Source organism: Paracoccus nototheniae (assembly GCF_004335005.1).
In the GTDB taxonomy this organism is placed as follows: Bacteria; Pseudomonadota; Alphaproteobacteria; order Rhodobacterales; family Rhodobacteraceae; genus Paracoccus; species Paracoccus nototheniae.
This window is the reverse complement of the sequence record NZ_RQRT01000008.1, coordinates 34141-45924: the sequence shown is the minus strand read 5'-3', so window position 1 is coordinate 45924 and position 11784 is coordinate 34141. Positions and strand designations below refer to the sequence as shown.

13 protein-coding genes are annotated in these 11784 nt (G+C 65.5%); 8 read left to right on the top strand and 5 right to left on the bottom strand.

The window, feature by feature from the left end:
- Positions 1 to 8: 8 nt before the first annotated feature.
- From EG885_RS05710 to EG885_RS05690, 5 genes are all read right to left on the bottom strand, one after another.
- Complete coding sequence (locus tag EG885_RS05710) at positions 9 to 305, bottom strand: PRC-barrel domain-containing protein (RefSeq protein ID WP_131573518.1); 297 nt, start codon at positions 303 to 305, stop codon at positions 9 to 11.
- Positions 306 to 404: 99 nt separating this feature from the next.
- Positions 405 to 674 (bottom strand): hypothetical protein, encoded by a 270-nt coding sequence (locus EG885_RS05705; RefSeq protein WP_131573517.1) that lies wholly within the window; start codon positions 672 to 674, stop codon positions 405 to 407.
- A gap of 151 nt (positions 675 to 825) precedes the next feature.
- The gene (locus EG885_RS05700) at positions 826 to 1029 is read right to left on the bottom strand and encodes a hypothetical protein (RefSeq protein WP_131573516.1); all 204 of its coding nucleotides are present in this window, start codon (positions 1027 to 1029) and stop codon (positions 826 to 828) included.
- A gap of 167 nt (positions 1030 to 1196) precedes the next feature.
- Positions 1197 to 1697 carry a PaaI family thioesterase gene (locus EG885_RS05695; RefSeq protein WP_131573515.1) on the bottom strand — a complete coding sequence of 167 codons (501 nt, stop codon included), beginning with the start codon at positions 1695 to 1697 and terminating at the stop codon, positions 1197 to 1199.
- Between the two features lies 1 nt (position 1698).
- Positions 1699 to 2124 carry a PaaI family thioesterase gene (locus EG885_RS05690; protein ID WP_131573514.1) on the bottom strand — a complete coding sequence of 142 codons (426 nt, stop codon included), beginning with the start codon at positions 2122 to 2124 and terminating at the stop codon, positions 1699 to 1701.
- A 131-nt stretch (positions 2125 to 2255) separates the two neighbouring features.
- Between EG885_RS05690 and EG885_RS05685 the strand changes: the two genes are divergently transcribed.
- The 8 genes from EG885_RS05685 (at position 2256) to EG885_RS05650 (ending at position 11749) form a co-directional block, all read left to right on the top strand.
- The gene (locus EG885_RS05685) at positions 2256 to 2633 is read left to right on the top strand and encodes a MerR family transcriptional regulator (RefSeq protein WP_131573513.1); all 378 of its coding nucleotides are present in this window, start codon (positions 2256 to 2258) and stop codon (positions 2631 to 2633) included.
- A gap of 107 nt (positions 2634 to 2740) precedes the next feature.
- Positions 2741 to 3139, top strand: a complete 399-nt coding sequence (locus tag EG885_RS05680; protein WP_131573512.1) for a MerR family transcriptional regulator — start codon at positions 2741 to 2743, stop codon at positions 3137 to 3139.
- A 45-nt stretch (positions 3140 to 3184) separates the two neighbouring features.
- Positions 3185 to 4963 carry an acyl-CoA dehydrogenase C-terminal domain-containing protein gene (locus tag EG885_RS05675; protein WP_131573511.1) on the top strand — a complete coding sequence of 593 codons (1779 nt, stop codon included), beginning with the start codon at positions 3185 to 3187 and terminating at the stop codon, positions 4961 to 4963.
- 300 nt (positions 4964 to 5263) lie between these two features.
- Positions 5264 to 5905: a glutathione S-transferase family protein gene (locus tag EG885_RS05670; RefSeq protein ID WP_131573510.1), complete on the top strand. Its 642-nt coding sequence runs from the start codon at positions 5264 to 5266 to the stop codon at positions 5903 to 5905.
- Entirely contained in the window at positions 5902 to 7113 is a 1212-nt protein-coding gene (locus EG885_RS05665) for an acetyl-CoA C-acetyltransferase (protein WP_131573509.1), read from the top strand. Before EG885_RS05670 ends, EG885_RS05665 begins: the two co-directional genes overlap by 4 nt.
- Positions 7114 to 7123: 10 nt before the next feature.
- Positions 7124 to 9310, top strand: a complete 2187-nt coding sequence (locus EG885_RS05660) for a 3-hydroxyacyl-CoA dehydrogenase NAD-binding domain-containing protein (RefSeq protein ID WP_131573508.1) — start codon at positions 7124 to 7126, stop codon at positions 9308 to 9310.
- 178 nt (positions 9311 to 9488) lie between these two features.
- Positions 9489 to 10691 carry a toxic anion resistance protein gene (locus EG885_RS05655; RefSeq protein WP_131573507.1) on the top strand — a complete coding sequence of 401 codons (1203 nt, stop codon included), beginning with the start codon at positions 9489 to 9491 and terminating at the stop codon, positions 10689 to 10691.
- Positions 10691 to 11749: a DUF2927 domain-containing protein gene (locus EG885_RS05650; protein ID WP_242679519.1), complete on the top strand. Its 1059-nt coding sequence runs from the start codon at positions 10691 to 10693 to the stop codon at positions 11747 to 11749. The genes EG885_RS05655 and EG885_RS05650 overlap by 1 nt, the downstream gene beginning before the upstream one ends.
- The last annotated feature ends 35 nt before the right edge of the window (positions 11750 to 11784 follow it).

Genomic DNA, 11784 nt, shown 5'->3' with positions numbered 1-11784 from the left:
GGGGCCGGTCAGTGCGTGTGTTCCGGCATGTCCTTGAGGCTGTCCTTGGTCCATTTGGTGACCGCGTGAACCTCGCCCGCCTCGTTGCGCATCAGGTCCAGATCGCGGACCGGGACCAGAACCGACTTGGCGCCGATGCCCAGAAACCCGCCGACCTCGATGACGGCCTGCGCACCGTCGCCAATGCCATGCGTATGCGAGATGCTGCCGATCTTTTCATCGCCGGGTCCATAGACCGTGGCGCCGGTCAGAACGGCATCGGTATATTCCTCGGTCGTCAGTCTGGGGTGATTGGTATGGTCCATATCCAGTTCCTCCTTCTGGGGTCTGGGCCGATAACGCGCGGCCCTGTCTGCCGTTCCCTGCACACGCAGGGGCTGCAGCGCAGATCCGCCGACGGGGTCTCAGCCCTTGGCGGCGGGCTGGATGCGGCGCAGCGTCAGTTCCAGCTCGTCCGGGCCGTCCTCCAGCCCCGGTGTGGGATGGCGGGGATGGGCGCTTTCCAGAACCACATCCTCGGACGCCCCGTCCATCACGACCACGCCATCGCGCAAGCCGTCCAGATCCTCCATCGACAGGGAAGGCGATGTGCGAAAGCGCAGATAATCGCCGCCGGTCTCGACCATGCCGGTCAGGGGCGGAAGGCCGTCAAACGTCAGGGTGGCATCAGTCATGTGTTCATTCCTTGCTGGGTTCGGCCCGGCCGGGTTCGGCCTTGCCTGGATCGGCACTGCCTGGGACAGAGCCTTGCTGGCAGCAAAGAGAGAACGCGCCGGCGGGACATCAGGTCCACATCACCGGCGCTACAAAGCCTGTTCCGCGCGATTACCCCCTGCGCAGCTGAAGGCTGCGCGGCTCCAGATTGGCGGCGGGGGTGTGGTCCATATGGGACATTTGTCGCCCCAACCTGTCCAGAAGGTCGCGATATTCCGAATTGTGCGAATAGGGGACCAGCGCGTTGGCGATCAGCGCCCAATCGCTGCGCGAGATGACCGGGCGAAATTGGGTCTGGGCAACAGGTGCACGCATAACATTGAACTCCGAACTAAAAAACACACTGTGAAAGAATATACGGCTGCCTGCGACAAACCGGCACCCCAACGCGCGCACAGCCCTTGTGCAATTTTGCACAGAACTATTCATCTCATACCCGCATAACGTGCGCTGGCGAACCTTCGTTCCCGCAGTGGCAGGGATCAGCCCTGCGGCATCAGAAAATGGCCGGTTGCCTGTGCGATCAGCCGGGCGCGGTTGTCCTGCCACGCCTCGACATGGACCGAGGCATAGCGCCGCCCCGACCGCACCACCCGCGCCCGCGCATAGGCGTCGCGCGGCAGTCCCGCCCTCAGGTAATCGACGGTGAAATCGATCGTCTTGGGCAGGCGCGGCAGGCTGCCCTCGACTGCGGCATCGGGGGTGATGCGGCCGGATTCCAGATCTTCCCACATGGCGGTCCAGCCCAGCTCGATGATCGCCGTCACCTCCAGAAAGGCGGCCGTCACGCCACCATGCAGCGCGGCAGGGGCGGGATTGCCGATCAGCTTGTCGTCATAGGGCAGGATCGCCGTCAGCTCGTCTCCGCGCCGGTCGAAACGAATGCCCAACCAGCCCAGATAGGGCACATTGCTGACCATCGCATGCAGCGCGCTGTCGCGGCGCGACTTGATCTGATGCAGGGGTTCGTTGCGGTCGCCCATCTCAGCGCACCACGTTGAAGGCGCCGGTGGCGGTGGCCACGGGATTCTGGTCATCCTCGTCCAGCGCCACGGCCCGCAGAAACGCCACGCTGCGGGTCATGTGATAGCATTCGGCCCGCGCCGTGATCCGCTGTCCCGGCGTCGCCGCGCGCATGTAATCGATCCGCAGATCGATCGTCGCGGTCGATTGCGGCGCCGTCGGATGCGCCATCACCGCCGCCCCGCAGCAGGTGTCCATCAGCGTGGACACCACGCCGCCATGAATGACACCGCTGCGCGGATCGCCGACCAGATGTTCGGCCCAGGACATGCTGATCGTGGCGCGCCCCTTGCCGATCTCGTCCACCTGCATGCCAAGTGCCCGCGCATGAGGGATCGCCTCGATGAATTGCTGGGCGATGCGGGCATGGTCATCGGGTTCGGTCATCGGGGGGCTTCCTTCAGGGTTCGTCGGCCAGACTGCGGCGCGGGGTTGCACGCCCAAACTGCGCGATTCGGTTGAGAAAGGATGCGTCTGCGCTTAGGTTGACGCCAAGGGAAATCGTGAAGGAGGCGCGGATGACCGACGACCGGATCAGCTTTAAAGACATGTGCGCGCGCTTTGACGTGACGCCCCGGACGCTGCGCTATTACGAATATATCGAACTGCTGCAGCCCCGCAAGGAAGGCCGCACCCGGTTCTATGGCGCGCGCGAGGTGGCGCGGATGACGCTGATCCTGCGCGGCCGCCGCTTCGGCTTTTCGCTGGAAGAGATCCGGCAATGGCTGCAGATTTATGACAAGAAGGGTTCCCGGGAACAGTATCAGGTCTGGATCGACATGGCCGACCGCCAGCTGGCGGTGCTGGACGGCCAGATTGCCGATCTGCAGACCGCCCGCGCCGATCTGGATCAGCTGCGCCGCAGCACGGCAGACCAGCTGACCCAGCTGAACTGACGTCACGGCAGGTCCGCCCGTGACGCCGCGTCTTGCTTACGTCCGCGTCAACTTGCGGCTAGACAGGGTGCAAGGACGGAACGCCGGTTGAGGAGGAACCGCACCCAATGTCCGACGATCTGATGACCATCCGCCAGATGTGCGACGATTTCGAGGTCACGCCCCGCACCTTGCGTTTCTACGAGGCGCGCGAGCTGATCTTTCCCCATCGCCGCGGCCAGCATCGCCTGTACGACCGGCGCGACCGGGCCAGACTGACCCTGATCCTGCGCGGCAAGCGGTTCGGCTTCAGCCTGGAACAGATCCGCCAGCTGCTGGAACTGTATGAACCCGGCGGCGCCAACCGGACCCAGATCGCCGCAACGATCGAGGTCGGACGGGCAAGGCTGGCCGATATGGAACGCCAATATGCCGAGCTGAGCGATGCCATCGCCCAGTTGCGGACCCAGATCTCGGATGCCGAGGGCCGCCTCTCTGCCGCCCCGCCGGACGCCGCCGACCCCTGAACGCCGACCTGTGAACCTTGACGAACAGCCCCAAGGATGACCGCCATGCCAAGCTATACCCCCCCGATCCGTGACCTGCAGTTCATTCTGCACGACGTGCTGAAGCTGTCGCAATCCGATCTGCCCGGCCATGACGAACTGGACCCCGGCTTTACCGAGGCCGTGCTGGAAGCGGCGGGCAAGCTGGCCTCCGAGGTGCTGGCGCCCCTGAACCTGCCCGGCGACCAGCAGGGCTGCCGGCTGGAAAACGGCGTCGTCCGCACCCCGGATGGGTTCGGTGCCGCCTTCGAGCAGGTCAAGGAGGGCGGCTGGACCTCGCTGGATTGCGATCCCGACTATGGCGGTCAGGGCATGCCCTATACGATGGGCGTCGCCACCGGGGAGATGTTCGTCAGCGCCAACATGGCCTTCAACATGTATCAGGGCCTGACCCATGGCGCCTATTCCGCCATCCATGCCCATGGCACGGATGCGCAGAAACAGACCTATCTGCCCAAGATGGTCAGCTGCGACTGGACCGGCACGATGAACCTGACCGAACCGCATTGCGGCACCGATCTGGGCCTGCTGCGCACCAAGGCCGAGCCGCAGGACGACGGCAGCTATCTGATCACCGGACAAAAGATCTTCATCTCGGCCGGCGATCACGACATGGCCGAAAACGTCATCCATCTGGTTCTGGCCAAGGCACCGGGCGGTGGCGCCGGCACCAAGGGCATCAGCCTGTTCATCGTGCCCAAGATGCTGGTGAACGAGGATGGCACGCTTGGCGCGCGCAATGGCGTGTCGGTCGGCGCCCTGGAACACAAGATGGGCATCCATGCCAATGCGACCTGCGTCATGAACTATGACGGAGCGCGCGGCTGGCTTTTGGGCGATCTGCACAAGGGCATGCGGGCCATGTTCACGATGATGAACGAGGCGCGGATCGGCGTCGGCCTGCAGGGCTATGCCTGTGCCGTGCCCGCCTATCAGAACGCGCTGGCCTATGCGAAAGATCGCCTGCAGGGGCGCGCGGTCACCGGGGCTGCCAACCCGTCGGGGCCCGCCGATCCGCTGATCGTGCATCCCGACATCCGCCGCAGCCTGATGGATCAGAAATCCTTCCTGGAAGGCGCGCGCGCGCTGGCGCTTTGGTCCGCCCATCTGGTCGACCGCAGCCATCTGGCGGATGATGCCGATGCCGACGGGCTGGTGTCGCTGATGACCCCGGTGATCAAGGGCTTTCTGACCGACAAGGGGTTCGAGACGACGGTGCTGGCCCAGCAGGTGCTGGGCGGGCACGGCTATGTCGAGGAATGGGGCATGAGCCAGTTCGTCCGCGATGCCCGCATCACCATGATCTATGAAGGTGCCAATGGCGTGCAGGCGCTGGATCTGGTGGGCCGCAAGCTGGCGCAGGACGGCGGCAAGCATGTCATGGCCTTCTTCGATCTGATCAAGGCGTTCTGCAAGGAGCAGTCCGGCAACGCGGCCCTTGCGGCCGATATCCTCGACCCCCTCAAGGCGGCGTCCAAGGATCTGCAATCGGCGGCGATGTTCTTCATGGAGCGCGGCATGAAATCCCCCAACGATGCGCTGTCGGGATCCTACGATTTCATGCATCTCTTCGGTCATGTGACGCTTGGCTATGTCTGGGCCCGGATGGCTGTCGCCTCGCAGGCGGCGCTGGAGGCCGGGACGGCGGATGAGGCTTTCCACAAGACCAAGCTGGCAACCGCGCGTTACTACATGGCGCGGCAATTGCCGATGACCGCGACGCATCTGGCCCGCATCAAGTCGGGCGCCGCCACGGTCATGGAACTGGACGCCGAGGCGTTCTGACGATGGCGGGCGCGGCGTCGGCCCACCGGCCGCCGCGCCTTTTCTTCCCGCCGGAGCCTCCGGCGGGGATATTTCAGTGAAGAAGAAACGGCATTCCCGGTCCCCGCAGGCCCCGTGGGCATCGACGCGAGAACCGGGAACTTCTCCTTCAGCGGTCATCGGCTTCCCAGCCTGTACCGCAGCGCCCAAAGTGGCGGCGAAAGATTGAGGAAGGGTTAACCCGCCCCCTTCTTCTTCACGAAAATATCCCGCGGGGGGTCCGGGGGGCGCGAAGCCCCCCGGCTGTGGTCGGAGGACAAGATGACGGCACAACTCTGGTGCTTTGGCGAATCGGGCAATGCCTACAAGGCGGCGCTGACGATGCAGCTGGTCGGCTATGACTGGCATCCCGTCTATGTCGATTTTTTCGGCGGCGAGGCGCGCAGCCCGGCGTTCCGGGCGATCAACCCGATGGGCGAGGTACCGGTCTTTCGCGAGGGCGATCTGACCCTGACCCAATCCGCCGTGATCCAGCTGCATCTGGCCGAACGGACCGGGCGGCTGATGGGCAGCGACCGCAACGAGACCCTGCGCTGGCTGATGTTCGACAATCACAAGATCTCGGGTCAGGCAGGCCCGGCGCGGTTCCTGATGAACTTTCTGCCCGAGGACAAGCGCCCGGCGGGGGCTGCGTCCTATCTGCAGGGGCGGTTGCAGGCGGCCTATCAGGTTCTGGACGCGCATCTGGCCGACCGGGACTGGGTTGCGCCCGGCGGCCCCACGATCGCCGATGCCGCGCTGTGCGGCTATCTGTTCTATCCCGAACCGTTTGGGTTCGACCGCGCCGACTGGCCCCATATCGACCGCTGGCTGGGGGGCATCGCCGCCCTGCCCGGCTGGAAACACCCCTATGACCTGATGCCCGGCCATCCTTCGGACCGGGCGCCCAAGGAGGACACATGACCGACGCGTTCATCTATGACACCGCCCGCACCCCCCGCGGCAAGGGCCGCCCCGATGGCAGCCTGCACGAGGTCACCTCGCTGGCCCTGTCCGCCCGCCTGCTGAACGCCGTCAAGGCGAGGAACAACCTGGAGGGCCATGCGGTCGAGGATGTGATCTGGGGCAATGTCACGCAGGTCAAGGAACAGGGCGGCTGTCTGGCCCGATCTGCCGTTCTGGCATCCGATCTGGACGAGCGGATTCCGGGCCTGTCCATCAACCGCTTTTGCGCATCGGGCATGGAGGCGGTGAACCTGGCCGCCAACCAGATCAAGGGCGGCGCCGGTCAGGCCTATATCGCGGGCGGGGTCGAGATGATGGGCCGCGTCGCCATGGGCAGCGACGGGGCGGCGATCGCCGTCGATCCCAGCCTGGCGATGAAGACCTATTTCGTGCCGCAGGGCATCAGCGCCGATATCATCGCGACCGAATACGGCTTTACCCGCGAGGATGCCGACGCGCTGGCGCTGGAAAGCCAGCGCCGTGCCGCGCAGGCATGGAAGGAAGGCCGGTTCGACAAATCCATCGTGCCGGTGCTGGATCAGAACGGGCTGACGATTCTGGCGCGCGATGAATACATGCGCGCTGCCACCACGGCCGAGGATCTGGCCGGGCTGCGTGCCGCCTTCAAGGACATGGGCGAGACGATGCCCGGCTTCGACAAGGTGGCGATGCTGAAATACCCGCATCTGAGCCATATCGACCATATCCACCATGCCGGGAACAGCAGCGGCATCGTGGACGGGGCCGCCGCCGTGCTGATCGGCAGCAAGGAATTCGGCGAGGCCTACGGCCTGAAACCCCGCGCGCGCATCCGCGCCACCGCCAAGATCGGCACCGATCCCACGATCATGCTGACCGGCCCGGTGCCGGTCACCGAAAAAATCCTGAAGGACAGTGGCCTGTCGATCGGCGACATTGATCTGTTCGAGGTGAACGAGGCCTTTGCCGCCGTCGTGCTGCGCTTCATGCAGGCGTTTCAGGTCGATCCGGCGCGGGTCAACGTGAATGGCGGCGCCATCGCCATGGGCCATCCGCTTGGCGCCACCGGCGCGATCATCATCGGCACTCTGCTGGACGAGCTGGAGCGTCAGGACAAGACCATCGGCCTTGCCACCCTGTGCATCGCGTCCGGCATGGGCGCGGCCACCATCATCGAACGCGTGTGAGGAAACATCCATGACCGATTTCACCATGAAGACCGGCGATGATGGCGTGGCGATCATCAGCTGGGACGTGCCGAACAAGTCGATGAACGTGCTGTCGATGGATGGCGCGGCGAGCCTTGGCGGGCTGATCGATCAGGCTTTGGCCAATGATGCCGTCAAGGGCGTCGTCATCACCAGCGGCAAGCCCGATTTCGCGGCCGGGATGGATCTGAACGTCATCGCCGGGATGAAGGATCAGGGCGGCGCGCAGGGCGTCTTTGACGGCGTCATGACGCTGCATCATCTGCTGCGCAAGATCGAACGCGCGGGCATGGACCCCAAGACGCTGAAAGGCGGCAAGCCCATCGCCAGCGCGCTGCCCGGCACCGCCCTTGGCATCGGGCTGGAGCTGCCTCTGGCCACGCATCGCATCTTTGCCGCCGAGAACCCCAAGGCCAAGATCGGCCTGCCCGAGATCATGGTCGGCATCTTTCCGGGCGGTGGCGGCACCACCCGCCTGACGCGCAAGCTGGGTGCGATGATGGCCGCGCCCTTCCTGCTGGAAGGCAAGCTGTCGGACCCGAAAAAGGCCAAGGCGGCGGGGATCATCGACGAGGTCGTGGCCGATCCGGTCGCAGCCGCCCGCGCATGGGTGCTGGGCGCCAAGGATGCCGATCTGGTCAAGCCCTGGGATGCCAAGGGCTATAAGATGCCGGGAGGCGAGCCGTTCCATCCGGCAGGCTTCATGACCTTTGTCGGTGCATCCGCGATGGTTCATGGCAAGACGATGGGCGTCTATCCCGCCGCCAAGGCCTTGCTGAGCGCGGTCTATGAAGGCGCGATGGTGCCCTTTGACCAGGCGCTGAAGATCGAGGCGCGCTGGTTCACGCATGTCCTGATGAACCCCAGCAGCACCGCGATGATCCGCAGCCTGTTCATCAACAAGGAAGCACTGGAAAAGGGCGCTAACCGTCCCGAAGCGCCCGATCAGACGGTGCGCAAGGTCGGCATTCTGGGGGCGGGCATGATGGGCGCGGGGATCGCCTATGTCAGCGCCATGGCCGGGATCGAGGTGGTGCTGATCGACGCGCAGCAGGCCAGCGCCGACAAGGGCAAGGCCCTGTCCGAGGGGTTGCTGGACAAGGCGATCAGCCGCAAGAAAGCGACGGCTGAGAGGAAGGCCCAGGTGCTGGACCGCATCACCGCCACCACCGACTATGCCGCGCTGGAGGGCTGCGATCTGATCGTCGAGGCCGTGTTCGAAGACCCCGCCGTCAAGGCCGAGGTCACGAAGAAGGCCGAGGCGGTCATCCCCGCAGATGCGATCTTTGCGACCAACACCTCGACCCTGCCGATCAGCGATCTGGCCCATGCCAGCGCGCGTCCTGAACAGTTCATCGGCATCCATTTCTTCAGCCCGGTCGATAAGATGCTGCTGGTCGAAATCATCAAGGGCAAAGAGACCGGACCCAAAGCCGTCGCCAAGGCGCTGGATTTCGTGCGCCAGATCCGCAAGACCCCCATCGTCGTGAATGACGAGCGATTCTTTTACGCCAACCGATGCATCATCCCCTATATCAACGAAGGCATCCGCATGCTGGCCGAGGGGGTGAACCCGACGCTGATCGAGAATGCCGCCAAGATGATGGGCATGCCCTTGGGGCCGCTGCAGCTGGTCGATGAGACCTCGATCGATCTGGGCGTCAAGATCGCCAAGGCGACCAAGGCGGCGATGGGCGATGCCTATCCCGATGGCGCGGTGGACGATGTGCTGTTCTGGATGGCGGATCAGAACCGCATGGGCCGCAAGGCGAATGCCGGTTTCTATGCCTATGACGATGCCGGCAAGCGCCACGGCCTGTGGGACGGTCTGGACGCGCAATATCCGCGCAGCCCCGACCAGCCCGACCTGCATGATGTCCAGCACCGCCTGATGTTCGCGCAGGCGCTGGAGGCCGTGCGCGCGCTGGAGGACGGCGTGCTGGAAGATATCCGCGAGGGCGATGTCGGCGCCATTCTGGGCTGGGGCTTTGCGCCCTGGACCGGCGGGCCGTTCGGCTGGCTGGACATGCTGGGCGCCGCCCGCGCGGTCGAGATCTGCGACGGGCTGGTCTCGGCGCATGGCGACCGCTTTGCCGCCCCTGCGCTGCTGCGCGACATGGCCGCCAAGGGCGGCAGCTTTTATGGCCGCAAGGCCGCTGGCAAGACGGCCGCCTGAGACTGAACCCGACGGGGCCGCCAAAGCGTGGCCCCGTCGCCCCTGACCCTGCCCCCCTGTGTCCGCTCTGCCATGACGCGAAACTTTCCGCGCGCGATCTCGTTCTTTGGACAGGATTTTGCCATAAGCTGTCATGGCTAAGCCGTAATGGCGTGTGGCTGACAAAGGGACATTCTTCATGACCGACGACACCAAACGCCGCGCCGAAGCCGCTCAGGCCCAGATCGATGCGCTGACGCAGGCGCCTTTGCCCGAACCCGCGCCCGCCCCCTCGGGGCTGACCGATGCCGACCCGGCCACGCAGGCCCAGATCCGCAGCCGCATGGCCGAGATCGACCTGCGCGACAGCGGCTCGATCCTGCGATTCGGCACCCGCGCGCAGGCCGATCTGCAGCAGATCAGCCAATCCATGCTGGCCGATGTCAAAACCAAAGAGGTCGGCCCCGCCGGCGACAGCCTGCGCGAGGTGGTGACCACCATCCGAGGCTTTTCCACGACCGAACTGGACATGCGCCGGGATCGCAGCTGGTGGGAAAAGCTGTTGGGCCGGTCCGCCCCCTTTGCGAAATTCGTGGCCAATTACGAACAGGTCCAGACCCAGATCGACCGCATCAGCGCCGAGCTGGAGGCGCATGAGCAAAAGCTTCTGAAAGACGTCAAGTCGCTGGACATTCTTTATGACCGCACGCTGAATTTCTATGACGAGCTGGCGCTGTACATCGCCGCAGGCACCGAAAAGCTGCGCGAGCTGGACAGCGACACGATCCCCGCCAAAGAGGCCGAACTGGCCGCGAAACCCGAACCCGATCAGGTGATCGAGGCGCAGGAGCTGCGCGATCTGCGCACCCTGCGCGACGATCTGGAACGCCGCGTGCACGATCTGCGGCTGACCCGGCAGGTGACGATGCAATCGCTGCCGTCGATCCGGCTGGTGCAGGAAAACGACAAGTCGCTGGTGACCAAGATCAACTCGACCCTGGTGAACACGGTGCCCCTGTGGGAAACCCAGCTGGCGCAGGCCGTCACCATCCAGCGCAGCGCCGAGGCCGCCCGCGCCGTCAAGGAGGCCAGCGATCTGACCAACGAATTGCTGACCCGCAATGCCGACAACCTGCGTCAGGCCAATGCCCAGATCCGGGCGGAAACCGAACGCGGCGTCTTTGACATTCAGGCAGTGCAGACCGCCAATGCCCAGCTGATCGCCACGATCGAGGACAGCCTGCGCATTGCCGACGAGGGCCGCTCGCGCCGCGCCGCCGCCGAGACCGACCTGACCCGGATGGAGGCAGAGCTGCGCGACACGCTGGCCCGTGCCTCATCGCGCGAGACGGTCAGCACGACGCCCGCCAGCCCCCGGCTTGGACGGACCGGAGCCCGCTGATGCCGGTGACGGCCCTGCCCCCGCGCGCATCCCTGCCCTCATGCGCCCCGGCCTTTGGTCTGGCGCTGATGCTGCTGGCCGCCGCTGCCTGCGGCCGGATCGACCCCGAAGGGCCGTCGGGGCCCTCTGCGCCCGCGCCGCGTCCAAGCGTTCAGGACGATGCCGCCACCCGTCAGGCCGAACTGCGCCGCGCACGCGCGGAACGCAACCGTGCCGCCAATGCCGCAGCCCAGCAGGCCAGTGCCAGCCCCAGCCCGGCCAGTCAGGCGCAGCGCGATTTCTATGCCGCAGCCGAACGGCGGCTGGTGGCCCAGGGGCGTCTGCGCCGCGAGCGGGTTCCGCAGGACGCGCCCATCGACGCCGACACGCTGGCCCGCAACTTCATCGCCATCGCGCTGCGTGACGAATATGGCCAGACCTCGGGCGGGCTGGTCCAGCAATCCAGCGCCGCCCCGCTGCGCCGCTGGCGTGCCCCGGTGCGCATGCAGCTGGAATTCGGTGCCTCGACCGACATGGCCGCCCGCCCGGCATGGCGGTCCGAAGTGGCGGAATTCGCAACCCGCCTGTCTGGCCTGACCCGCCATCCTGTGGGCCTGACCGCCGAGGGCGGCAATTTCACCATCCTGGTGCTGACCGAGGATGAACGCCGCGCCGCAGGCCCGCGTCTGGCCCAGTTGGTGCCGGGCATTCCGACGCAGGACATCGCGATCCTGACCGACCTGCCGCCTTCGATCAGCTGTTCGGTCTTTGCCTATTCGCGCGGCAATGCCGCCGATTACGCCCATGCCGTCGCGGTGATCCGGGCCGAACTGCCGCCGCTGTTGCGCACATCCTGCATTCACGAGGAGCTGGCGCAGGGCATGGGTCTTGCCGCCGACAGCCCGGCTGCGCGCCCCTCGATCTTCAACGATGACGAGGAATTCGCCCTGCTGACCCGGCATGACGAATTGCTGCTGCAGATGTTGTACGACCCGCGCCTGACCCCCGGCATGTCCGAAGCCGAGGCCGCGCCCATCGTGCGCCAGATCGCCGCCGAACTTCTGGGTGAGGCCGCTTGATCCACCCCCCGGCCCGCCCCTACAAGGGGACACCG

Bases quoted from the DNA above. Each gene is read 5' to 3' on its own strand.
- EG885_RS05695 (WP_131573515.1), bottom strand. From the start codon at position 1,697: ATGGGCGACCGCAACGAACCCCTGCATCAGATCAAGTCGCGCCGCGAC.
- EG885_RS05670 (WP_131573510.1), top strand. From the start codon at position 5,264: ATGACGGCACAACTCTGGTGCTTTGGCGAATCGGGCAATGCCTACAAG.
- EG885_RS05665 (WP_131573509.1), top strand. From the start codon at position 5,902: ATGACCGACGCGTTCATCTATGACACCGCCCGCACCCCCCGCGGCAAG.
- EG885_RS05650 (WP_242679519.1), top strand. From the start codon at position 10,691: ATGCCGGTGACGGCCCTGCCCCCGCGCGCATCCCTGCCCTCATGCGCC.
- EG885_RS05700 (WP_131573516.1), bottom strand. From the start codon at position 1,029: ATGCGTGCACCTGTTGCCCAGACCCAATTTCGCCCGGTCATCTCGCGC.
- EG885_RS05675 (WP_131573511.1), top strand. From the start codon at position 3,185: ATGCCAAGCTATACCCCCCCGATCCGTGACCTGCAGTTCATTCTGCAC.
- EG885_RS05685 (WP_131573513.1), top strand. From the start codon at position 2,256: ATGACCGACGACCGGATCAGCTTTAAAGACATGTGCGCGCGCTTTGAC.
- EG885_RS05655 (WP_131573507.1), top strand. From the start codon at position 9,489: ATGACCGACGACACCAAACGCCGCGCCGAAGCCGCTCAGGCCCAGATC.
- EG885_RS05705 (WP_131573517.1), bottom strand. From the start codon at position 674: ATGACTGATGCCACCCTGACGTTTGACGGCCTTCCGCCCCTGACCGGC.
- EG885_RS05690 (WP_131573514.1), bottom strand. From the start codon at position 2,124: ATGACCGAACCCGATGACCATGCCCGCATCGCCCAGCAATTCATCGAG.
- EG885_RS05660 (WP_131573508.1), top strand. From the start codon at position 7,124: ATGACCGATTTCACCATGAAGACCGGCGATGATGGCGTGGCGATCATC.
- EG885_RS05680 (WP_131573512.1), top strand. From the start codon at position 2,741: ATGTCCGACGATCTGATGACCATCCGCCAGATGTGCGACGATTTCGAG.
- EG885_RS05710 (WP_131573518.1), bottom strand. From the start codon at position 305: ATGGACCATACCAATCACCCCAGACTGACGACCGAGGAATATACCGAT.